Here is a 23,035-nt window from a genome sequence, read left to right on the forward strand (position 1 = left end):
AGTTCTGAAAGACCCCGTCCATCGGACGGGGTCTTTCGGCATTTCCGGGACGCTCCTTCTGATCTTGGTGCCATGCTGGATTCATGGCTGACGATCAGTGGTACTACTGCCTCAAGCATCATCGGGCCGAGCAGGGGAAGCAGCATTGGTTCGCGGAGCGCATGGGCCCCTACCCCGACAAGGCGACAGCCGAGCGGGCGTTGGATATTGTGCGGGAACGAAATAGGCGTTCGGACCAAGAAGACTCCTGACGCCTGGGTGATGGGGGTGAGCGCGCCTGCTCGGTGCGCTCACGAGGCGCTCAGGTGGACCAGGTACGGTTTCGGGTGCCAGAAAACGACCAAGCGGGAGGGTAAACCTTGAAGGTCACCGTGGTGGTGCCGACCTACAACGAGCGGGAGAACCTGCCGGTGGCGGTGGAGCGGCTGACCGCGCTACCGGTGGCCGACCTGCACGTGCTGGTGGTGGACGACAATTCGCCCGACGGCACCGGTGAGGTGGCCGACAAGCTGGCCGCCGACCTGCCGAACGTGGTGAGCGTGCTGCACCGGACGGAGAAGGACGGCCTGGGCCGCGCGTACATCGCGGGCATCACCAAGGCGCTGGACGAGGGTGCGGACGTCGTCATCCAGATGGACGCCGACCTGTCGCATCCGGCCGAGGTCATTCCGGCCATGCTGGAGAAGCTGGAGACCACCGACGCCGGCGTCGTGCTCGGATCCCGTTATGTCCCCGGTGGTTCCACCGCCGCGGAGTGGAAGTGGTACCGCAAGGCGCTCTCGGCCTGGGCCAACTTCTACGTGAACATGATTCTGCGCCTGGGCGTCAAGGACGCCACCGCCGGATTCAAGGCGTGGAAGGCGGATACGCTGCGCGCCATCGACGTGGCCTCGATCAAGTCGAACGGCTACTCGTTCCAGGTGGAGATGAACTACCGGACGGTCAAGAAGGGCATCACCATCGCGGAGGTGCCGATCCGCTTCGAGGAGCGCACCCTGGGCGCGTCCAAGATGAGCCTGAAGGTGCAGCTGGAGTCCGCGGCCATGCCGTGGAAGCTGCTGTTCGGTCGCGCTGTCTGATCATTCTTTCGGCCAGTGGAGCAGGGTGTCCACGAACAACTGACGGACACCCTCCACCTCGGCATCCATATCGGCTGGATCCCAGCCGCTGACATCGATCGGCGGTAGCACCGCCACGTCCACGACGCCCTTGCGCACGACCGCCGAATTGCGCCAGGCGATTTCACCGGCATTGCGGATCACCACCGGAATGATCGGCACTCCGGCCTGGATGGCGATGTGGAACGCGCCCTTCTTGAAGGAGCCGACGCGCGGGGTGAGCGAGCGGGTGCCCTCGGGGGCGATCACCACCGACAGTCCGCCGCGCAGGGTTTCGACCACCGGTTCCAGGGCGGCCTTGGCGGCCACCGTGTTCGCGCGGTCGATGAAGGTCACCTCCACGAATCGCATGAGGGGACCGAAGACCGGGTTCTTGGTGACCTCCCGCTTGGCGATGCCGGTGAATCCGGTGCCCAGCACCTCGGCCAGTACCACGATGTCGAACTGGCTCTGGTGATTGAAGATGAACACCGCCGGGCGCGGGGCGCGGGTGTGCTCGGCCCCGACCACGCGGACCTTCACCCCGGTGCCGCGCAGGGTCGAATCCGCGGCATAGGTCATCATCGAATCCGCCATCTGGCGGCGCTGTTTCGTGTGCGCCTTGGCGGCGATGCCGACCAGCGCGCCCCCGAGCAGACCGGTGAATCCGGCCAGGGTGCGGGCGTAGTCGGTGGCCTTGGGCGACTGCCGGGGCCGGAAATGCAGGACCGGCCAATCCTTTTCGGCCGCCTCCAGCACCACTCGCGGGTCCGGGTTCACCGCCACCGGATGCCCGGCGGTCTGCAACAGCGGCAGGTCGGCGGCGCTGTCGGCATAGGCCCAGCTCTGCGTGAGATCCAGGTCGTGTGCGATGGCGAAGCGGCGGACGGCGTCGGCTTTGCCGTTGCGCCACAGCGGCTTTCCCTCCACATGCCCGGTCAGCACGCCGTCCTGCACGGCCATGGCGGTGCACAGCACGTTCGGAATGCCGAGTTCGTCGGCCACCGGCCGCACCTGGTAGCAGGTGACGGAGCTGACCAGCACCAGGGTGTGCCCGGCGGCCTCGTGCTCGCGGACCAGCCGCCAGGCCTCGGGGTAGATGTGCCCGTACACGCTGTGCGCGAAGATCTCCCGGCCGAGCCGCTCGAGGTCGGCCTCGGGTACGCCCGCCCAGCTGTACATGGCGTTCTGCAGGAACCGCTCGTATTCGCCCTCGCTGCGGGCCCCGCGAATGCTGCCCAGCAGGCTCGCGGTGAGCGCGCCCTCGGTGCTGCTGCGCCGCACCAGGCGGCGGGCGAGGGGCGGCGGATTGAAGCCGTGCACCACGGTGCCGCCGAAGTCGAAGACGGCGGCGATGCGCGGCCCCTGCGGCCCGGTCCGCACGGCCTCCAGGGCGGCGGCGAGATCCATTGCGCCGACCGGTCGTTGGGTGACGCCGACGCCGGGCCGCAACGGCAGGCTGGGTCTGCCCGCCGCGAGTCCCCGGACCCGGTGCGTCACAGCGCTTCCAGCCGGTTGGAGGGATCGAGGGTGGCGGCGCGGGAGATGCGCGCGCCGATGGCACGCAGCTCACCGGCGAAGCGGACGCGGCGCGCGGCCAGCTCGGCGGGGTCCTCGGTGGTGCTGAGCAGCCCGTGGTTGTCGGCGAGTTTGAGTGCGCTGCCGAACAATTCGGAGGACACCGATTCGGGGCTGTGCAGGCGCTGCTGCAGCAGCATCTGCTTGCCGACGTGCAGGCATTCGTCCACGAACGCCTTCCGGTCGACCTCCAGCACCGGGTCGCGGGCGGCCAGCCGCTCGGCGACCACGAGTTGGGCATCGAAGAAGGAGCGCAGTACGCGGTGCGCCATCATGAACCCGGAATCGGCCAGGCGGGCCAGGATGTCGGTCCCGACGGTGCCCGCGGCGGTGCGGCGGTGCCATTCGGGATCCACCAGCAGCATCTCCGCGGTGAGCTGACTGGTGAACTCGGCGCGCTCGGGGAAGAAGAACTCGAACTTGAGCAGGTCCCGCAGCCGGTAGGCGGCCTCCCAGCCGACGCGCAGCTGATCGCCCTCGGGCGCCTCGACCGCGGTGAGCACGGCCAGCTCGAGGATGGCGCGATTGACGAACCAGTGCACGGCGCTGTTGCGGTAGAACGCGGCTTCGAGGTGGGCCCCGGCATTGATGGCGTACACCGGTTCCAGCCCGCCGCGGTACACGGTCACCACCTTGGCGAAGGCGAGCTGTTCGAGCACCACCGCGAGCCCGTGATCGTCACGCAGCGTGGCGAGTTCGCCGCGCGGCAGATCCCGGCGCTCGAGGTAGCCGATCACCGGGGCGATGGCCGCGCGCAATTCGTTGCGGGTGAGGGCGCGCTCGTGCACGCCCAGCAACACCAGGGTGGTGAGGGCGTTGACGGTCACCGGCGTGACGTCGTTGATGCCGACGGCGACCTCGAAGGCCAGCCGCTGCACCGCCTTGTGCTCGAGTTCGACCAGTTCCTCGGGGGCCGGATTCGGGTGCGGCGCCAGCGGATCCCCGTGCACGGCAAGCCGTTCGCGCGCCGAGAGCGGGGTGCCGAAGCGCACGTACACGTGCCCGGCGGAGTGCTGCTGGTTGCGCACGTAGCGGGCCAGCCAGGCCAGGCCCTCGGCCTGTTTGCTGCCGCCGGTCTGCTCGTCGGCGATGGCCCCGATCTCGTTGAGCCGCTCGTAGGTGATGGAGACCGGCACCAGCATGACGTCGTCGATGCGCTTCGAACGCAGTGCCGCCGCAAGGTAATTCAGCAGCCCGTAGCGGGGCGGGCGGAGCTTGCCGGTGCGGGTGCGGCCGCCCTCGAAGTACCACTCCAGGTTGAAGCGCTTGGCCAGCAGGTAGGCGAAGTACTCCTCGACGACGGCCTTGTAGACCTCGTCGTCGCCGAAACTTCTGCGGATGAACACGGTTCCGGTGCGGCGCGCGATGGGACCGATCGGCCAGAACTTGAGGTTGGCCCCGCCGACCACATGGTTGGGCGGAAAGTCGTTGCGCGCCAGGATGTCCCCGAGCACGAAGGCGTCCACGTAGGAGCGGTGCGAGGGCAGGAAGACCAGCGGGTAGCGCCGGTTCAGGGTGCGCAGCCGGTCCAGGCCGGTCTCGTCGGAGTCGACCTTCCAGGTGGAGGCGTGCACGGGGCGCATGGCCTGGGTGAACAGGTCCGACACCAGCCGGGACTGGGCGGCGACGAGTTCGCGCAGGCCCTTCTCGGCGCGGCGGTACACCTCGCGCTGGGGCAGCCCGGCCTTCTCGGCGATGCCGTCGAGCCGCCGCAGGAACTCCGGCGAGTCGAGGATCTCCTCGACCACCAGCCGCGGCACCTTGTACCGGTCGCCGATGACGGCGCGCTCGGCGCGTTCCAGGGCCACGATGCCCGCGCGCACGATGGCGCGGCCGAACGCGTCGGGGACGGTGGCGGATCCGGGATTGTTGGCGCGCAGCTCGCTGAGCCGGGCGGGCTGCCCGGTCAGCACCAGGTGCCGGTCGGGGGCCTTGCTGAGCAGGCGGCGCTGCATGAGCCGATGCGGTTTGCGCGGATTCGAGAGGGTGATCAGATCGCTGAAGGTGGTGCGCCGCACGCCGTCTCGCTCCGGCGGCAGCCACAGCACCCGCACCGGCACCACCAGCGGATCGTCGCTGCGACCGACCAGGCGATCGGTGACCGCGGCGGGATCGAGATCGAGCTGGGTGACGGGGGCGGAGGTGCCGAACTCCTGGGTGATGCCGCCCTCGGCGAGCCAGTGCCCGATGAGTTCGCGCTCCACGGGGGAGGCGGCGTCGACTAGGGCGACCACGGACTGCGGTGCGGTGAGCGCGGCTTCGGGGAGCCGGCTGTCATGATCGAGCATCTTTGTTCCCTCCGCATGAGCCGCTGAGCTCCATTGAAGCCCAAACCCGACCACCGGGGCGGAAGGTCGGGCAATTCGCCGGTCGGAGCCGGGGTTTCGCGGCGGCGGAAGTCGCGCGTGACCGAGGTCGCGGATGAGCGCTCCCCACACCGAGGAAGGTAATGCTAACCTCACTCATCAACTTAGGTAAGCATAACCTTGGAGGTCTGGTGTCGGTCGCTGACGAACGCGTACGACTCGAGGGGGAGCAGCGGTGGGGCGAGCACGTCACCGATCCGGTCGCGGCGGTCTCCGCACTCGCGGCGGCGGATCGGTTCGGGGAATATGTGGTCTACGAGAAGCCCGGCGAATGGGTATTCGCCGCCGACCCGCTGGGCGGGGTCGAGCTCGACGCGAATGAGCTGCGGGTGAGCTGGGACGGGCGCGCCACGGCCGGGGCGTGGGACGGGAGTCCCGCCCAGGCCGTCGACGCCGCACTGGCCGGGCTGCCGCTCGACGGCCGGAATGCCTACGGCTGGATCGGATTCGAGTTCTGCGCGTGGTCGCTGGGGGCGACCGGGCACGTGCACCCACGGGCGACGCTGGCGCACTTGATGATTCCGCGCATCGAGGTGCGCATCGACGCCACCGGGGTGCGGGTGTCGGGCGCGACGCCCGCCGAGACCGGGGACATCCACGCGCTGATCGCGGCCGCGCAGCGGACCGCGCCGCCGGTCGCGCATCCGGTGGACGTCACCGTGGATCCGACCGGATACCGGGACCGGGTCGCCGCCGGGGTGGCCGAGATCGGCGCGGGCAAGTACCAGAAGGTGATCCTGTCGCGGAAGGTGGATCTGCCCTTCGCGGTGAACATTCCGGCCACCTACCGGCTGGGCCGCCTGCACAACACGCCCGCGCGCTCGTTCCTGCTGCGGCTGGGCGGGCTGGAGGCGGCGGGCTTCAGCCCGGAGCTGGTGGCGTCGGTGGACCGCGATCGCGTGGTCACCACCGAGCCGCTGGCCGGGACGCGCGCCTTCGGCCGCGGCGACGATATCGATCTCGCGGCCCGCGCCGAACTGGTCCGCGATCCGAAAGAGATTGTCGAGCATGCCATCTCGGTGCAGACCTCGTTCGCGGAGATCGCGGCCGTGGCAGAGCCGGACACCACCGCGGTGTCAGATTTTATGGCGGTGCGCGAGCGCGGCAGTGTGCAGCATCTGGCCTCCACCGTGCGCGGGACGCTGGCCGCCGACCGCAGCCCGTGGGACGCGCTCGAGACGCTGTTCCCGTCCGTGACCGCCTCCGGCATCCCCAAGGCCGAGGGCGTGGACGCGGTCTTCCGGCTCGACCACGATCCGCGCGGGCTGTATTCCGGTGCGGTGGTGACGGTTTCGCCGGACGGTGAGCTGGAGGCGACGCTGGTGCTGCGCGCGGTCTACCAGACCGGCGCGGGCGCGTGGCTGCGCGCGGGCGCGGGCGTGGTCGGGCAGTCCCGGCCGGAGCGCGAATTTGAGGAGACCTGCGAGAAGCTGGGCAGCGTCGCGCCGTACGTGGTGCGGGCCTGAGAGGCGAACCATCCCAGGTCATCCCGGCATGCTTTTGGCCGGGATCCACCGCAGCCGGGTGGATTCCGGCCAAAAGCGCGCCGGAATGACGGGGCGGAGCTCCGGCGTGGGGTCAGACGCGGAACTCCACGCCGGTCAACCGCTCGGACAGCTCCCAGAGCTGCCGGGCGGTTTTCTCGTCGTGGGAGGCGGCGGTGGAACCCACCTTGGTCGGATTGCCGCGCCAGTTGAACCGGTCCGGGCCGTAGTAGCCGCCGGGCTCGGCGTCGGCGGTGGCCGCGTACAGCGTTGGCAGCGCGCCCATCTCGGCGCTCTGCGCGACCAGGCGATTGCCGAGGCTGACGATCTGCTCCAGCAGGTTCTGGGTCTCGGAGCTGATCTCGGTGGCCGCGTATCCCGGATGCGCCGCCACCGACAGCTTGGGTGAACCGGCCACCGTGAGCCGCCGCTGCAGTTCGTAGGTGAACAGCAGCAGCGCCAGCTTGGATTGCGCGTACGCGCCGAAGCGGGAGTAGGCGCGCCGCTCCCAGTTCAGGTCCTCGAGGTCGATGCGGCCGATGAAGTGGGTGATGCTGGAGGTATTGACCACCCGCTGCGAAATCCGGTCCAGCAGTAGGCCGGTCAGCGCGAAGTGGCCGAGATAGTTGGTGCCGATCTGCAATTCGAAGCCGTCGGCGGTCTTGCGCTTGGGCACCGCCATCACGCCCGCATTGTTGATCAGCACATCGGCCCGCTCGACGGAGTCGGCGAAGGCCCGCACCGAGGCCAGGTCGGCCAGATCCAGCTGCCGGATCTGCACGTCGCCCGGCATGGTCCGGGCCACCGCCTGCGCCTTGATCTCATTGCGGCAGGCCATGATCACCTGCGCCCCGGCGGCGGCCAGGGCGCGCGCGGTGGCCTCGCCCAGGCCGCTGGTGGCCCCGGTGACGATGATGATCCGGCCGGACTGGTCCGGCATGTCCGCTGTGTTCCACCCGCCCATAGATGAACTCTATGACGGGATGGTCAGATGCGTGCGGCGAGGGCCTTCTTGTCGATCTTGCCCACGGCCGTGACCGGCAGGAAGTCGGCCTGCCGCAACACATCCGGGAGCTTGTAGGTGGCCAGGCCGCGCTCGGTGAGGAAGCTCTTGACGTCCGGCAGCGACGGCAGCTCGCCGGTGGTCACCAGCACCACGCCGACCTTCTCGCCCAGCGCCGGATCGGGCAGCCCGACCGCGGCGGCGTGCCGGACGCCCGGGTAGGCGAGCAGATGCTCCTCGAGCTCGTCGCAGGAGATGTTCTCGCCGCCGCGATTGATGACGTCCTTGATGCGGCCGGAGACGATCAGATGCCCGCTGGGCAGGCGGCGCACCAGGTCGCCGCTGCGGTAGTAGCCGTCGGGGGTGAAGGCGCGCGCATTGTGCTCGGGCGCACGGTAATAGCCGCGCAGCGTGTACGGGCCGCGGGTGAGGAGTTCGCCCTCCTCGCCGTCGGGGACGTCGTGGCCGTGCTCGTCGACGACGCGGACCTCATCGGCGGGGGAGAGCGGACGGCCCTGTGTGGTGCACACCAGGTCGTCGGAGTCCTCGGCGCGGGTGTAGTTGAGCAGGCCCTCGGCCATGCCGAACACCTGCTGCAGGCGTACGTTCAGGGTGGGCGCGACATCGCGGGCGTTCACCTCGGCCAGCTTCGCGCCGCCGACCTGCAGCAGGCGCAGCGACGACAGGTCGGCGTCCTCCCATTCGACCGCCGCGCACCACAATTGGGCCAGCGGCGGCACCACGGCGGTCACGGTGACCCGATGCCGTTCGATGGCGGCGAAGGCGCTCTCCGGGCTGGGATCGGTCACGAACGCCATGGCTCCGCCGGTGGCGACGGTGCCGAGCACGCCGGGGCAGGCCAGCGGGAAGTTGTGGGCGACAGGGAGTGTCGCGAGGTAGACGTCCTCGGGGCCGAGCTCGCAGACCTCGGCGCTGGCCTTGGCGTTGTAGGTGTAGTCGTCGTGGGTGCGGGCGATCAGCTTGGGCAGGCCGGTGGTGCCGCCGGAGACCAGCATGAGCGCGATATCGGTCGCGTCGACCTCGGGCAGGGAATCGCCGTCGGCGGCAATCGAATTCAGGTCGGTGTGGGGGCCGGGGTCGCCGAGCACCAGCACGTGCCGCAGGGCCGGGACGCTCGCGCGCACCTCGGTGGCCAGCGTGCGGTAGTCGAAGTCGCCGAGGCGGTCGGCGATCAGGTAGGCGACCGCGCCGGAAAGCCTTGTCAGATGCTCGATCTCGGCGCGGCGGTGGGCCGGGAGGGTGAGGACCGGGATGATGCCGGCGCGCAACAGGCCGAACAGAACCGGAATGAATGTGGGGGTGTTGGGCAGCTGGACCACCACCCGGTCGCCGGGGTGGATGCCCAGGCGCAGGAAGCCGTGCGCCATGCGGTCGGCGGCGTGGTCGAGTTCGGCGTAGGTGGAAGGGGAGTCGCCGAGAAGAGCCGGGCGTTCGGGCCACTGCCGAGCGGCGTCGCGCAGGAGTTCGCCCAGCGGGCGGTCCGCCCAGTACCCGGCCTCGCGGTACTGCCGGGCGAGGTCGGCGGGGAACGGGACGAAGCCGTCGCGATGGTCCGTGGCGGTATTTTCGGTCGGTGTCACAGCTCTGACCTCTGGCTAGTAAGGGTGGCCTTTCATAGGTTAGGCAACCCTATCTCAATCGGTTACGCTGCTGCCCATGGAGTCATCTCAGGGACCGTCGGCCGCCCTAGCCCGCGCCGAGATTCGCACCGCCATCGCCGACCACCTCGGCCTCGACGCGGCCGACATCGGCGATCACGACGACCTCATCCAGCTCGGCCTCGACTCCATCCGCACCATGAAACTCGCGGGCTCCTGGCGCAAACGCGGCCTCGCCGTGAACTTCGCCCAGCTCGCCGCCGAACCGACCCTGGACGCCTGGCACCGCCTGCTCGGCGGCTCGGGCGCGGCGGATCACGCGATCACGCCTGATGATTCGGTCCAGGTCGAGACGGGTGCCGCGGTCGATCTCGATGACGACGAGCCCTTCGCGCTCGCGCCGATGCAGCACGCGTATTGGATCGGCCGCTCCAATAGCCAGCAGCTGGGTGCCGTCGCGGCGCACCTCTACGTCGAATTCGACGGGGCCGGAGTCGATCCGGAGCGGCTCGGTGCGGCGGTCGAGGCGCTTGTACAGCGGCATCCAATGCTGCGCACCCGCTTCCTGCCCGACGGTACGCAGCAGACCCTGGCGCGGCCGGGCCGCGAGGTTTGGAGCGTCACCGACTTGCGCACGGCCGATGCCGCCACGCTCGAGACCGCGCTGGAAGTCTTGCGGGACAAGCGGACCCACCAGCTGATGGCGGTCGAGGAGGGGCAGGTCATCGATGTCTCGCTGACCCTGCTGCCGGGCGGCCGAACCCGCCTGCACCTGGATGTGGACATGCTCGCGGCCGATGCCATGAGCTACCGAATCCTGGTGGCCGATCTCGCTCGGCTCTACCACGGTGAGCAGCTGCCGGTGCAGGACTACACCTTCCGGGAGTATCTCGCCGAACATTCGGGTCCCGCGCCGGAACATGACGTGCATCGGGAGTGGTGGCAGCAGCGGCTCGCGGATCTTCCGGGCGCGCCCGAGCTGCCGCGCGCCTCCGAGGTCGGCGTCGGCTCGGAGCCGGACGATCGGGTGGCGCGGACCGTCCGGCTGCACCGCTGGTTGTCGCCGGAGGCCAAGACGCGCATGTTCGCTGCCGCCCACGCTCGGGGTGTCACCCCGGCCATGGCATTGGCCTCGGTGTTCGCGGAGACCATCGGTGGCTGGTCGAGTCAGCGCCGATTCCTGCTGAATCTGCCGCTGTTCCACCGGGAACCGGTGCATCCGCGGGTGGACGGGGTGGTCGGCGACTTCACCTCCTCGGTGTTGCTCGAGGTCGACGTGACCGAGCCCGCCACCGTCACCGAGCGGGCCCGCGCCCTGCAGCGCGAATTGCATGCCGCCGGAGCGTATTCCGGCTACACCGGGCTCGAGGTGCTGCGCGACCTCGGCAGGCTGCGCGGCGAACCGGTGTTGGCGCCGATCGTCTACACCAGCGCCATCAACCTCGGCGAGCTCTTCGCCGAGCAGGTCACCGAGACCTTCGGCGATCCGGTCTGGATCATTTCCCAAGGTCCGCAGGTGCTTTTGGACGCCCAGGTCACCGAGGTTCGCGGCGGCATCCTGCTGAACTGGGACGTCCGCTCCGATGCCTTCCCCGCCGACATGGTCGAGACCATGTTCACCCGCTACATCGATGCCGTGCTGCGGCTCGCCGGCCTCGATGACGGCGCGGAGCCGTCGGCTTCGGCCGGGGACGCCGGGTGGGACGCGGAGGCAGCGGTGCGAATCCCGCTGGAACAGGCCGTGATTCGCACCCAGGTGAACGCGACCGACGGGCCGGTGAGCGGGCGGGCGCTGCACAGCGGGCTGTTCGACTTCGCCGCCGAGAATCCGGACGCGCCCGCACTCATCTGGGAGGAAGGTGACGAAACCACCGCCGCGCTCAGCTATCGCGAAGTGGCCGACAGCGCGCTCGCGGTCGCAGGTGCGCTGCGGGCCGCGGGGGTTCGCCCAGGAGACGCGGTCGCCGTGCAGTTGCCGAAGGGGCCAGATCAGGCCGTGGCTATCGCGGGTGTGCTGGCGGCCAGTGGGGTGTATGTGCCGATCGGGTTCGATCAGCCCGCGGCGCGGCGGGCGGAGATTTTGCGGACCGGTGCGGTAGTGGCCGCGCTGACGGCGGGTGCCGAGGTGCCCGAGGTGCCGACGCTGGCGTTGAGTGCGGCCCGAGTTCATCCGGAACCGTTGGCGGAGGCCGTGATTCCGGATCCGGAGGCCATTGCCTATGTGCTGTTCACGTCGGGGTCGACCGGTAAGCCGAAGGGTGTGGAGGTGCCGCATCGGGCGGCCATGAACACCATCGATGATCTGAACGAGCGGTTCGGGATCGGGGTGGCGGATCGAGCACTTGCGCTGTCGGCCTTGGAGTTCGACCTTTCCGTGTACGACATCTTCGGCATGTGGAGTGCCGGGGGTGCGGTCGTCGCGCTGGATGAGGGACAGCGCGGCGAACCGGGCCGGTGGATCGAAATGATTCGGCGGCACCGGATTTCGGTGGTGAACTGCGTTCCCAGCCTGCTGGACATGCTGCTGGAGGCGGCGGCCGGGAAGCCTGTGGACAGTTTGCGGATGGTCATTCTCGGCGGCGACTGGGTCGATGTGGCGCTGCCCGGCCGGCTGGCCGCGGTGGCCCCGGACTGCCGGTTCGCGGGACTGGGTGGCGCGACCGAGACGGCCATCCACTCCACTATCTGCGAGGTGGTGAATGCCGAAGTGCCGCAGGCGTGGTCGGCCGTTCCGTACGGGACGCCGCTGCGCAATGTGCGCTGCCGGGTGGTCGGTCCGTCGGGGCAGGACTGCCCGGACTGGGTGACCGGCGAGCTGTGGATCGGCGGCGCGGGCGTGGCGGCCGGGTATCGCGGCGATGCCGAGCGCACGGCGGACCGCTTCGTCACGCACGAGGGCCTGCGCTGGTATCGCACCGGTGATCTCGCGCGGTATCTGCCGGACGGGTGCCTGGAGTTCCTGGGGCGGGCCGACCATCAGGTCAAGATCCGCGGCTACCGGGTGGAACTCGGGGAGGTGGAAAGCGCCCTGCGCGCCCTGCCCGGGGTGCGGCACGCCATTGCCGCCGTGATCGGTTCGGCCGCACCGAAACTCGCGGCCGTGGTGGTGGCCGACGACGGCGTCACCCTGGAGGTGCCCGCGCTGCTGGACGCCGCCGCGGACCTGTTGCCCGGCTACATGATTCCCGGCCGGATCGAACTGCTCGCCGAACTGCCCTTCACCTCGAACGGCAAACCCGACCGCAAGGCCATCGCGGCGCTGCTGTCCGACGGCGAGGGTGACACCGAATTCGTCGCTCCCCGAGGCGATGTCGAGCGTGCCGTCGCCGATATCGTGGCCACCGTACTGGGCCGGGAGCGGCTCGGCGTGACCGACGACTTCTTCGCGCTCGGCGGCGATTCGGTCCTCGCCACCGCCGTCATCGCGCGGGTGCGGGACTGGCTGGATTCCCCGGACACCGTGGTGGCGGACTTCTTCGCGGCCCGCACCGTCGAGGGTCTGAGCCGACGCCTGCTCGAGCGTGAGCAGCGGGCCGGGACCGCCGGTCGCCTCGACGAGGTGGCGCGCCTCTACCTGGAGGTGGCCGCCATGTCCGACGACGAGATTCTCGCCCTGTCCTGAAAAGCGCGATCCCCGCGCCCTTTTCGCAGGGCGCGGGGATCGGCGAGGGGTAGCTCAATGCGAGGCGGGCAGGACGCAACCGCCGTCGAGGATGCCCAGATCGTGCAGCAACTTGTAGCAGGACGGATCGTCGGGCAGCACCAGGTGGAAGCCCTCCAGGAAGAATGTCGCCACCAGGTTGATCACGATCACCAGCGCCAGGAATCCGATCGCCAGCGTGCCGAGGGCGCGGTGCGGTCCGCCGGTCGGAATCGTCTCCGAGGCCGTCTCGTGCGAAAACGCCAGCACCACACCGATTGTCGTGATGGCGGCGATGAACAGGATGTACGCCCACACGTACAGGTGCAGGCCCAACACCGCGCCGCCGTACCCCTTGTCGCCGGGCAGGATGTGCAGCATGGTCTGCCGCCAGCCGGTGAAACCGCCGCCGAAGCAGGCCACGATGGCCAGCCCCCAGCCGACCATGTAGTCGCGTCGCACGATGTGGCCGGTCATGGCCTTGCGCACGATGTAGGCGCCGCCGAGCGCGGCCAGCATCATGAAGTAGCGCTGCAGCATGCACAGCGGGCACGGATAGTCCCAGGTGCCGAACTGCACGCCGAGCCCGCCGCACACCACGCCGGTCCAGCCGACGATGAAGATGACCGCCAGCCAGTACTGGATCTGGCCGAGGAAGCCACCGCCGCTTCCGGTTCCGGTGGTCTCGGGTTCGGTGGAGGTCACCATGTCAGCCCCAAACCGAGGCTGCTCGTGATGTGGTACTTCAACAGCCCGGCGCACACCAGGGCGACGATCCACCAGGCCGCCAGGATGCGCTTGCGCGGCCCCTGTTTCCAGATCAGGAACACCACGCCCAGCAAACCCGCGAGTATCAGTGTGTCCATGGTCGCGGACGCTACCTTCTGCGCAGGTCAAAGCCCTTGAAGCCGAGACGGACACGCCGCGCGCGGCCGCCTCGGGAGCCCTCGGCGAATTTCCGGTCCGCGGCCGGTTCCCGCCGACACCGGACGGGCGCGCCCCCGCGCCCCTAGACTCGACCCCGTGAGCGGTTGGGACATCTCCGACATCCCCGATCAAGCGGGTCGCACCGTCATCGTGACCGGCGCCAACAGCGGGCTGGGCGCGGTCACCGCGCGGGCGCTCGCGGGCGCCGGGGCCAAGGTGATCATGGCGTGCCGCAATGAACTCAAGGCCCGCTCCGTGGCCGACGAGATAGGGCCCAATGCGATCGTGCGGCGGCTGGATCTGGCCGATCTGGCCTCGATCCGCGAATTCGCCGACTCGGTCGACGGGGCCGATGTGCTGATCAACAACGCGGGTGTGATGGCGGTGCCGCTGCGGCGCACCGCCGACGGCTTCGAAATGCAGATCGGCACAAACCATCTCGGTCATTTCGCGCTGACCGGGCTGCTGCTGGACAAGATTCGCGACCGGGTGGTGACGCTGTCGAGCGGCATGCACGCCATCGGCCGCATCGACCTCGAGGATCTGAACTGGGAGCGGCGCTCGTATCAGCGCTGGGCCGCCTACGGGCAGTCCAAGCTGGCCAATCTCATGTTCGCGCGGGAACTCCAGCGCCGCCTGACCGCCGCCGGATCGAGCAAGGTATCCGTGGCCGCGCATCCCGGATACGCCGCCACGGAGTTGCAAGGGCACACCGAGTCGCTGTACGACGCGCTGATGTCGATCGGCAACAAGATCTTCGCGCAGAGCGCCGAAATGGGTGCGCTGCCAACGCTGTTCGCCGCGACCGCGGAGGTCGAGCCGGGCGGCTTCTACGGGCCGACGGGGCTGCGCGGCATGCGCGGCTATCCGGGGCCGAGCCCGTCCACGGCCGCCTCCAAGGACGAGGTGACCGCGCGGCGGCTCTGGGAGCTGTCCGAACAGCTGACCAAGATCAACTATCCGTTCGTGCGGAAATAGCGGGGGAGCCGGGTGACATGAGCGTTCCATTCGACCGGCGTGATCAACTCGACAAGATCCAGCAGGGTCTGCTGCCCGGCGAGCAGATCCTCGCCGTGTACGACGCCATCGGGGTGGGCACCGGCTTCCTTGGGCTCACCGACCGACGGGTCATCATTCAGGACAACTCGTTCGTCGGGAAGAAGATCGCCATCACGAGCATCCCGTACTCGCGGATCTCGAGCGTGAGCATCCTGACCAACAAGTCGTTCGCTGGACAGTTCTTCTCCTCCGGGCACATCGCCATCAGCACCGGGCACAACACCTACGAGGTGGAGTTCCGCGGCGACGACAAGACCCGCCACGTGCACGACGTGATCCTGCACTACATCCTGCACTGACCGGCGGCATCCCAAATCGTGGGACGCGTTTCCAACCTATGGTGTCCTACGCCACACGCACGATTCGCGATCTCTGGTACAGTGCCGGTCATGCAGCGTGTGTATTTCTGGTTTAGCCAGCCGGCCCCGGGTGGGTCGCGCGGCGTGACCCTGCGCTGACATCCTCCACCCCGAGCCGGACGAATTCAGACCGGCTCCAAGGGGTTTCGAACAACTCTCGGTGGGTCGGCCTGGGACAAGGAAACCCACGATGACTACCGCCGATCTCGACCGGCACTCCGATCTCGACGATCAGCGCACGCTGAGCGTGAGCCCGCTGAGCTCCCCCCGCGAGGTCCGTGCCGCCCACCCGATCGACGACACCCTCGCCGACACCGTGCGCGCGGGCCGCAAGGCCACCGTCGACGTGCTCAACGGCACCGACGACCGCCTCATGGTGATCGTCGGCCCGTGTTCGGTGCACGATCCCGAGGCCGCCATGGACTACGCGCGCCGCCTGGCCGTCAAGGCCGCCGAGGTCTCCGACCGGCTGCACGTGGTGATGCGCGTGTACTTCGAGAAGCCGCGCACCACGCTGGGCTGGAAGGGTCTGATCAACGACCCGCATCTGGACGGCAGCTTCGACATCAACACCGGGCTGGATCTGGGCCGCCGCCTGCTGGTCGACATCACCGCGCTGGGCCTGCCGGTGGCGTGCGAATTCCTCGACCCGATCACCCCGCAGTACATCGCCGACCTGGTCGCCTACGGCGCGATCGGCGCGCGCACGGCCGCCAGCCAGGTGCACCGGCAGCTGTCCTCGGCGCTGTCCATGCCGGTCGGCATCAAGAACGGCACCGACGGCGATGTGCAGGTCGCGGTCGACGGCGTGCGCGCCGCGGCGGCCTCGCACGTGTTCCCCGGCACCGACCTGGACGGGCGTTCCGCGCTCATCCGCACCGCGGGCAACCCGGACTGCCACGTCATCCTGCGCGGCGGCAGCAACGGCACCAACTACGACGCCGCCTCCTGCGCGGAAGCGCTGCTGCGCCTGGAGAAGTCGTCGCTGGCGCAGCGGCTCGTGGTGGACGCCTCGCACGGCAACTCCAACAAGGACCACAACCGCCAGGTCGATGTCGTCACCGATATCGCCGAGCGCATCGCGGGCGGCGAGGACACCGTCGTCGGTCTGATGATGGAGTCGTTCATCGTGGCGGGGCGCCAGGACCTCACCCTGGGGCATCCGGAGGAGCTGACCTATGGCCAGTCCATCACCGACGCCTGCATCGATTGGGATGTCACGGCCGCCCAGCTCGACCGGCTCGCCGACGCCGTCACCCGTCGCCGCGAAGGCCGCGGCTGATCCCACCGGCCCCATACCCGCACCCGCTCGTAGCGAGTTCGCCTCGCACGGAACGAGTTAGGCGTGCACACTGAGTTCGGCCCACACCCAGTCCGGCGGGTGTGGGCCGAACTTCTTTCCGGGGTCGCCTCGGCTCTCGTCATCCCGGCGTGCTTTCGGCCGGGATCCACACGGTCTGTGGCCCAGCGGTTTCGGTGGATTCCGGCCAAGAACATGCCGGAATGACAGGGGCGACTCAGACGCCCGCGGGCCAGTGGGGGCTGGGTGTCGCGGGATCGGTGCGGAGGCGGCCCGCGACCCAGATGTCGCGGCGGGTGCCGCGCTGCACACCGCCGCCGCGGATCAGGCCCTCGTAGTGGAAGCCGGTGCGGCGGGCCACGGCGGCCGAGGGATGGTTGCCGACGAAGGCGCGCCACTCCAGGCGCTCGAAGGCCATGGCGGCCGGGTCCAGGCCGATGGCCGAGACCAGCCCGGCGGCCCGGGACATGAGGCCCCGGCCGCGGGCGGCGGGGGAGAGCCAGAAGCCGATCTCGGCGGTGTCGTCGTCACGGCGGGGGTAGAGCGGGCTCAGGCCGATCATGCCGACGACCCGGCCGTGCTCGGCGGTACGCACCGCCCAGGTGGGACTGCGGGTGGCCCAGCCGGGGCCGACGATGTCGTAGATGAATTTCTCGGCGTCGGCGCGGTGATACGGCACCGGCATGGTGGTCCAGGCGCCGATGGAGGGCTCCTGGCACAGGGCGGTGATGGCGTCGATATCGGAGACGGCGGGCGGCGACAGCCAGACCGCGCCGTCGGAGAGGAATTCCGCGTCCATGCGGTCATGCTGTCACGGAAACCGGCGCGGGCGCACGACCTTTCCGGCCAGGCCGGTGGCCGAGTGTCCCAGGCCGGTGGTGGGGTTGTCACAGCCCGGCCGTAGCATCGATTCGGTGGTTGCCGCTCTTCTCGCCGACTTGTTCGAATCGCATCGGCCGCATTTGCTCTCGGTGGCCTATCGGCTGACCGGCAGCGTCAGCGATGCCGAGGACGCGGTGCAGGAGAGCTGGCTGCGGCTCGCGGTGGCCCGGCAATTCGAGATCGAGGACCTGCGCGCCTGGCTCACCACCGTGGTCAGCCGCATCTGCCTGGACCGGCTGCGCAGCGCGGCGGCGCGGCGGGAAAAGTATGTGGGGCAATGGCTCCCGGAGCCGGTGGTCACGGCGATCACGCCGTCCAGCACACCCGATCCGCTGGCGGCGGTGGTGCGCAAACAGGAATTCCGTTTCGCCGCAATGGTGGTGCTCGACACCCTGACCCCGCCGCAGCGGGTGGCGTTCGTGCTGCACGACGGCTTCGCGGTGCCCTTCGACGAAATCGCCGACATCCTCGGCATTTCCATCGATGCGGCGCGGCAGCTGGCGAGCCGGGCCCGCAAGGCGGTGGCGCACGCGCCCGAGCCTGTCTCCGATGACGAGCACAGCGCCGCGGTGCAGCGGCTGCTGGCCGCGCTGTCCGGCGGCGACGTGAATGCGGTTGTGGCGGCACTGCATCCGGATGTGCGGACGGTCGGCGATGCCGACGGGACCACCTCCACGGCGCTCAATGTCATTGCGGGCCTGGACCGGAACGTCCGGCTCTGGATGGGGCTGTGGCGCAAGTTCGGTCTGTTCGACTCCGCGCACACCGGTCCGGCCCGCGAACTCGAACCGGTGCTGGTCAACGGTCAATGGGGCATCCTGGCGCACGAGACCGCGTCCTGGGACGGTGTCCCGGGCAGCCCGCAGCGGGTGTACGGGTTCACCGTGCGCGACGGCAAGGTGTGGGGCGTCTACGACGTGGTGAACCCGGCGAAACTACGCGGCATCCGCATTCATTAGGCTCCGGACATGCCGTCCCGTATTCCGACCGTCGCCCGTCTGCAGCCGTTCGCCTCGACGATCTTCGCCGAGATGACCGAGCTGGCCGTTCGCCACGGGGCGGTCAATCTGGGCCAGGGCTTTCCGGACAGCGACGGCCCGGCGGGCATGCTCGAGGTGGCCCGGCAGGCCATCGCCGACGGGTTCAACCAGTACCCGCCCGGGCGCGGGGTGCCCGCGCTGCGGCAGGCCATCGCGGCCGACCGGGCCCGGCGGTACGGGACCCACTACGACCCGGACAGTCAGGTGCTGGTCACGGTCGGGGCCACCGAGGCCATCGCGGCGACCGTGCTCGGACTGGTCGAACCCGGTGAGGACGTGGTGCTCATCGAGCCCTACTACGACTCCTACGCCGCGGCGATCGCATTGGCCGGGGCCAACCGCCGCACCGCGCGGCTGGTGCCCGACGGCGACGGCTTCGCCCTCGACCTGGACAGCCTGCGCGCCGCCATCACCCCGAAAACCCGGCTGCTGCTGCTGAATTCGCCGCACAACCCGACCGGCACCGTGCTGTCGCGCGCCGACCTCACCGCCATCGCCGAACTGGCCATCGAGCACGACCTGTACGTCATGTCCGACGAGGCCTACGAGCATCTCGCCTTCGACGGGCACGAGCACATCAGCCTGTCCACCCTGCCCGGCATGTTCGAGCGCACCGTCGTGGTCTCCAGCGCCGCCAAGACCTTCAGCGTCACCGGCTGGAAGATCGGCTGGGCCTGCGCCCCCGCGCCACTGCTGGACGCGGTGCTGGCCGCCAAGCAGTTCCTCACCTTCGTCGGCGGCGGCCCCTTCCAGCCCGCCGTCGCCCACGCCCTCAACAACGAGCAGCAGTGGGTCGCGGCGCTGCGAGACACCCTGTCGGAGAAGCGGCTTCGGCTTTCCGCTGCTCTCGCCGAGGCCGGTTTCGGTGTGAAGCGCAGCGACGGCACCTATTTCGTGTGCGCCGACATCACCCCGCTGGGCGCTACCGACGCCTACGCCTTCTGCCGCGAACTGCCCGAGCGTCTCGGTGTCGCGGCCGTCCCCGTCAGCGTCTTCGCCGACGACAAGCCTGCCTGGAACCACCTGGTCCGCTTCACCTTCTGCAAGAAGGAGGAGACCATCGCCGAGGGCGTGCGCCGCCTGCGCGCCGCCCATCAGGCCGAGGCGGTCCGCTGACCTTGGCCTCCGGGAGGCAGTCCACCGGAAGGTAATTGGACCGCGACAGTGATCGCTGTGGCCTGAAGAATCGGGCTTGTGATCGAGACGAGTGCGTTGCTGGGTGTCGCGGTGGCGGCATTGGGGCTGGTGCTGACGCCGGGGCCGAACATGATGTACCTGGTGTCGCGGACGGTGTCGCAGGGACGGCGGGCCGGGCTGGTATCCCTGGCCGGGGTGGCGGTCGGCTTCGGGGTCTATCTGGTCGCGGCCACGGCGGGGATCACCGCCGTGTTCGCCATGGTGCCCGCGCTGTACCTCGGGCTGAAGGTGACCGGGGCGCTGTATCTGGTCTATCTGGCGTGGAAGACGTTGCGGCCCGGCGGGGTTTCGCTGTTCGCGCCGACCGAGCTGCCCGCGGATTCGCCGCGCAGGCTGTTCGGCATGGGGCTGGTCACCAACCTGCTGAATCCGAAGATCGCCATCCTGTACATGGCGCTCATCCCGCAGTTCGTGACGCCCGCGCGCGGGCAGGTGTGGCTGCAGAGCCTGACGCTGGGCGCGGTGCAGATCGCCATCGCGGTCACCGTGAACGGGCTGATCGTGCTGAGCGCGGGAGCCATCTCGACATTCCTTGCGCGACGGCCGCTCTGGCTGCGCGCCCAGCGGTTCGTCACCGGGACCGTGCTCGGGGCCATGGCGGCGCTGGTGCTGAACGACCGGACGCGGCCGCTTCCGGCCTGACCGCAATGGTGGTGCCCGCCGCGAATCACCGCGGCGGGCAATTCCTTACGAGCGCAGCGGGCCGGGGTAGAGGAATTCGTCGGCCGGGCGGTCGGTGCGGTCCAGCCAGGCGGTGAAGAAGCCCGACAGGTCGTGCGGGGTGCGGGACTGGATGAACTGGCGGAACTCCGGCATCGAGGCGTTGCCGTACTTGTGGGCGGTGACGAAGTCGCGCACCGCGGTGAAGAAGGCCTCGTCGCCCATGGTGCGGCGCAGGGCGTGCAGGAACAGCGGGCCGCGGTAGTAGACCGAGGTGAATTCATTGCCCACGCCAGGGTTTTGCAGTGCGATCTCCCAGAACCTGGGATCGTCACGGTATTTCGCGATGGTGTCCCGGTACATCGCGTCGACGTCCTTGCCCTCCTTGCGTTCCGCCCACAGATAGTCGGCGGTGTAGCTGGCGAAGCACTCGTTCAGGCAGACGTCGGGCCACTGCTTCACCGACATGGAGTCGCCCCACCACTGGTGGGTGATCTCGTGCACCACGGTGTTCAGATCGGTCCAGGGCGCGTAGACGGGCCGCGTCTGGGTCTCCAGCGAGAACTGCAGTTCGGTGTCGACGAAGATGCCGCCCGCGGTGTCGAACGGGTACGGGCCGTAGAGCTCCTCCTGGAAGTCCAGGATCTCCGGCAGCCGCGACTCGATGTCCTCGAGCTTGACCGCGTCCGGCGCGAATCCGCTCAGCAGCTGGGTTCCATTGGCGCGCCGCTGTTCCAGGAACTGGAACTTGTCGATGGCGATGGTGGTCAGGTAGCCGATCACCGGCTGGCGCAGCTCCCAGGAGACGGTGCGGTTGCCGCCCTGGACGGTGTCGGACACCTTGTCGCCGCCCGACATCACCTCCCACTCCGCGGGCACGGTGGCGTGCAGCGTGAAAGTCGCCTTGTCCAAAGGCGTGTCGTTGTTCGGATACCAGGCGCTGGCCGAATGCGGTTCGCCCGCGACGAAGGCCCCGCCGCTGGGCGAGAACACCCAGCCCTCGCCGTCGGTGCCGGTCACCTCGCCCGTGTACTCCACCTGCACGGTGAAGGGCAGGCCGGGCAGCAGCGGAATCATCGGCGTGACGACGAGCTCGTGCTCGCCGGTGCGATCGAACCAGGCGGGCAGGTTGTTCACCGTCACCTTGGAGATGGCCGGGCCGCTGTAATCCAGATCGAACGTCCGCAGCGCCTGGGTGGCCACCGCGTCGATGCGGGTGGATCCGGTCAGCTTATGGGTGGGTGGATCGTAGGAGATCGTGACGTCGTAATGGCCCGCGTCGTAGCCGCCGTTGCCGTCCATCGGGTAGTAGGGATCGCCGACGCCGGGCGCGCCCGTGAAGGGATCATTCGAATCCGCCTGCGCTGGAGCCGCATTCGCGCCCGCCAGCAGTACCGCCCCCACCACCATGTACCGCCAGTTCCGTCTCATGCGCCCGTACCGCCCCTTTCTCAGTTGGTGCTTCCCGATACCGCCACGCTCGCACCCAGTCCGATGATCATGACACCCCCGGCGCCGCCGACGGCCTCCAAACGCTTCGGCGAGCGCGCGAACCAGTCCCGTGCCGTCCCGGCCAGCAGGGCGTACACCGAATCGGAGACCACCGCGATGGTCAGGAAGACGACGCCGAGCACCAGCATCTGCAGCGGGACCGCGCCCGATTCCGGCGCCACGAACTGCGGCAGCACGGCGGAGAAGAAGATGATGGCCTTCGGGTTGGTGAGCCCGACCAGCACGGCCTGGCGCATGGCCCGCCGTTGGTTCATCGGCTCGACCTTGGACTCGAAGACCTCGCGCAGCGAGCGGCGCTCCCGGAAGGCCTGAATACCGAGGTAGATCAGGTACAGCGCACCGGCGAACTTCACCACGGCCAGCGCGACGGCCGACGCGGCGAGAATGGTGCCCAGCCCCGCGGCCACCAGGCCGAGGATCACCAGAACCCCGAGCGAATGGCCCAGCACCGACAGCAGCGCGGCGCGACGGCCGTAGGTCAGCGCCCGGCCGATCACGAAAAGCACGCCGGGACCGGGGATTATGACAATGACAATGGATGCGACGAGAAACGCCAGCACGTTTGCGGCGGGAATCATCGGATCATTCTATTTTCCGTGGCAAGTCGTGTCGCCCCATTAACTCAGCCACGGAGTTCGTCCGGCAGTTGCTGTGGATCGAGCAGCAGTCGCTTGGCGTCCGCGCCCCGCACCTTGGCGGCCAGATCCAGATTGTCGGTGAGCAGCTTCCACTCCACCTCGTTGATGGCGGTGCGGGCGCGCTCGATGATGTTGAGGTCCCGGGTGCCCCAGGCGATGGGCATGGCCGACACCGTCTGCCACAGGTCGCCGACCGGGCCGGGCGCGCGGTCCACCCGCACGGTCACCGCGGGCACCCGCTCCCCGGTGCGGGCCCGATGCCCGGGCAGGGACCGGACCGTGCGGGTCACCAGGGCGTAGCGCGGTCCCTCGGCGCTGGGCTTGGCCAGATCGACCAGGGCCAGCAGCGTGGCCCCGTCGCCGCTGGTCTCCGACACGACCGCGGGGACCAGGTCGCCCGCGGCGTAGAGCTTGTCGACCCGGCCGCGATGCGGCATCCAGTACCCGATGAACAGCGCGGTCACGGCGGCCAGCAGGAATGCCACCGCCAGCAGCCACGACCACGGGTGGTTCACCCAGATCAGGAACGCGGTGCCCAGTCCCAGCACCGCGGCCGCGGTGTACGCCCAGATCCGTAGTCGGCGCAGGTACGCCACGACCTCGTTCACCGCCCGGGCATGGTCGCGGTCCACCGCGAATTCGAAGCGCCGCACGTGCGTCCCTCCCGCCTTATG

Annotated in this window: 20 protein-coding genes; 10 read left to right on the top strand and 10 right to left on the bottom strand. The window is 69.2% G+C overall.

Features of this window, described 5'->3' with window-relative positions:
* The first annotated feature begins 83 nt into the window (after window positions 1–83).
* Window positions 84–251 (top strand): hypothetical protein, encoded by a 168-nt coding sequence (locus ON43_RS45460; RefSeq protein WP_167333406.1) that lies wholly within the window; start codon window positions 84–86, stop codon window positions 249–251.
* A gap of 126 nt (window positions 252–377) precedes the next feature.
* Window positions 378–1,079, top strand: a complete 702-nt coding sequence (locus ON43_RS03670; RefSeq protein WP_040803578.1) for a polyprenol monophosphomannose synthase — start codon at window positions 378–380, stop codon at window positions 1,077–1,079.
* On the opposite strand, the gene ON43_RS03675 is transcribed toward ON43_RS03670, so the two are convergent.
* Window positions 1,080–2,597: an HAD-IB family hydrolase gene (locus ON43_RS03675; protein WP_306304955.1), complete on the bottom strand. Its 1,518-nt coding sequence runs from the start codon at window positions 2,595–2,597 to the stop codon at window positions 1,080–1,082.
* A complete protein-coding gene (locus ON43_RS03680) occupies window positions 2,594–4,963 on the bottom strand; it encodes a glycerol-3-phosphate 1-O-acyltransferase (protein WP_040803541.1) in 2,370 nt (789 codons plus the stop codon). Before ON43_RS03680 ends, ON43_RS03675 begins: the two co-directional genes overlap by 4 nt.
* A gap of 161 nt (window positions 4,964–5,124) precedes the next feature.
* Here ON43_RS03680 and ON43_RS03685 point away from each other — a divergent pair, with 161 nt between their 5' ends.
* Complete coding sequence (locus tag ON43_RS03685) at window positions 5,125–6,507, top strand: salicylate synthase (protein ID WP_086007882.1); 1,383 nt, start codon at window positions 5,125–5,127, stop codon at window positions 6,505–6,507.
* Window positions 6,508–6,619: 112 nt separating this feature from the next.
* Here the strand turns inward: ON43_RS03685 and ON43_RS03690 are convergent, their stop codons facing one another.
* Complete coding sequence (locus ON43_RS03690; RefSeq protein WP_040803545.1) at window positions 6,620–7,489, bottom strand: oxidoreductase; 870 nt, start codon at window positions 7,487–7,489, stop codon at window positions 6,620–6,622.
* Window positions 7,490–7,512: 23 nt separating this feature from the next.
* The gene (locus ON43_RS03695; RefSeq protein WP_040803547.1) at window positions 7,513–9,129 is read right to left on the bottom strand and encodes a (2,3-dihydroxybenzoyl)adenylate synthase; all 1,617 of its coding nucleotides are present in this window, start codon (window positions 9,127–9,129) and stop codon (window positions 7,513–7,515) included.
* Window positions 9,130–9,205: 76 nt separating this feature from the next.
* Here ON43_RS03695 and ON43_RS03700 point away from each other — a divergent pair, with 76 nt between their 5' ends.
* Complete coding sequence (locus tag ON43_RS03700) at window positions 9,206–12,769, top strand: non-ribosomal peptide synthetase (protein WP_040803549.1); 3,564 nt, start codon at window positions 9,206–9,208, stop codon at window positions 12,767–12,769.
* A gap of 54 nt (window positions 12,770–12,823) precedes the next feature.
* Here ON43_RS03700 and ON43_RS03705 read toward each other — a convergent pair whose 3' ends face one another.
* Together ON43_RS03705 and ON43_RS44600 are read right to left on the bottom strand one after the other, a co-directional pair.
* Complete coding sequence (locus ON43_RS03705; RefSeq protein WP_051177853.1) at window positions 12,824–13,495, bottom strand: disulfide bond formation protein B; 672 nt, start codon at window positions 13,493–13,495, stop codon at window positions 12,824–12,826.
* Window positions 13,489–13,653 (bottom strand): DUF5993 family protein, encoded by a 165-nt coding sequence (locus tag ON43_RS44600; RefSeq protein ID WP_157513888.1) that lies wholly within the window; start codon window positions 13,651–13,653, stop codon window positions 13,489–13,491. Before ON43_RS44600 ends, ON43_RS03705 begins: the two co-directional genes overlap by 7 nt.
* 157 nt (window positions 13,654–13,810) lie before the next feature.
* Between ON43_RS44600 and ON43_RS03710 the strand changes: the two genes are divergently transcribed.
* From ON43_RS03710 to ON43_RS03720, 3 genes are all read left to right on the top strand, one after another.
* Window positions 13,811–14,692: an oxidoreductase gene (locus tag ON43_RS03710; RefSeq protein ID WP_040803551.1), complete on the top strand. Its 882-nt coding sequence runs from the start codon at window positions 13,811–13,813 to the stop codon at window positions 14,690–14,692.
* Window positions 14,693–14,709: 17 nt separating this feature from the next.
* Entirely contained in the window at window positions 14,710–15,072 is a 363-nt protein-coding gene (locus tag ON43_RS03715; protein ID WP_040803553.1) for a PH domain-containing protein, read from the top strand.
* Between the two features lie 250 nt (window positions 15,073–15,322).
* On the top strand, window positions 15,323–16,414 hold the full coding sequence (locus tag ON43_RS03720; RefSeq protein WP_040803555.1) for a 3-deoxy-7-phosphoheptulonate synthase: 1,092 nt from the start codon (window positions 15,323–15,325) through the stop codon (window positions 16,412–16,414).
* Window positions 16,415–16,649: 235 nt separating this feature from the next.
* On the opposite strand, the gene ON43_RS03725 is transcribed toward ON43_RS03720, so the two are convergent.
* Entirely contained in the window at window positions 16,650–17,231 is a 582-nt protein-coding gene (locus tag ON43_RS03725) for a GNAT family N-acetyltransferase (protein ID WP_040803557.1), read from the bottom strand.
* 115 nt (window positions 17,232–17,346) lie between these two features.
* Here ON43_RS03725 and ON43_RS03730 point away from each other — a divergent pair, with 115 nt between their 5' ends.
* The 3 genes from ON43_RS03730 to ON43_RS03740 all read left to right on the top strand — a co-directional run bounded on the left by ON43_RS03730 (window position 17,347) and on the right by ON43_RS03740 (window position 20,193).
* Window positions 17,347–18,273, top strand: a complete 927-nt coding sequence (locus ON43_RS03730) for a sigma-70 family RNA polymerase sigma factor (RefSeq protein ID WP_040803559.1) — start codon at window positions 17,347–17,349, stop codon at window positions 18,271–18,273.
* 9 nt (window positions 18,274–18,282) lie between these two features.
* Window positions 18,283–19,470 (top strand): pyridoxal phosphate-dependent aminotransferase, encoded by a 1,188-nt coding sequence (locus tag ON43_RS03735; RefSeq protein WP_040803561.1) that lies wholly within the window; start codon window positions 18,283–18,285, stop codon window positions 19,468–19,470.
* Between the two features lie 78 nt (window positions 19,471–19,548).
* On the top strand, window positions 19,549–20,193 hold the full coding sequence (locus ON43_RS03740; RefSeq protein ID WP_040803563.1) for a LysE family translocator: 645 nt from the start codon (window positions 19,549–19,551) through the stop codon (window positions 20,191–20,193).
* Between the two features lie 45 nt (window positions 20,194–20,238).
* Here the strand turns inward: ON43_RS03740 and ON43_RS03745 are convergent, their stop codons facing one another.
* Genes ON43_RS03745 through ON43_RS03755 form a run of 3 tightly spaced genes read right to left on the bottom strand, consistent with a single transcriptional unit; the run spans window position 20,239 to window position 23,014 of the window.
* Window positions 20,239–21,642, bottom strand: coding sequence for a M1 family metallopeptidase (locus ON43_RS03745; RefSeq protein ID WP_040803565.1), 1,404 nt, complete (start codon window positions 21,640–21,642; stop codon window positions 20,239–20,241).
* Window positions 21,643–21,662: 20 nt separating this feature from the next.
* Window positions 21,663–22,301: a LysE family translocator gene (locus ON43_RS03750; protein ID WP_040803566.1), complete on the bottom strand. Its 639-nt coding sequence runs from the start codon at window positions 22,299–22,301 to the stop codon at window positions 21,663–21,665.
* 44 nt (window positions 22,302–22,345) lie between these two features.
* Window positions 22,346–23,014, bottom strand: coding sequence for a DUF3239 domain-containing protein (locus ON43_RS03755; protein WP_174416442.1), 669 nt, complete (start codon window positions 23,012–23,014; stop codon window positions 22,346–22,348).
* Between the last annotated feature and the right edge of the window lie 21 nt (window positions 23,015–23,035).

Source organism: Nocardia concava NBRC 100430 (genome assembly GCF_000308815.1).
GTDB classification, from domain to species: domain Bacteria; phylum Actinomycetota; class Actinomycetes; order Mycobacteriales; family Mycobacteriaceae; genus Nocardia; species Nocardia concava.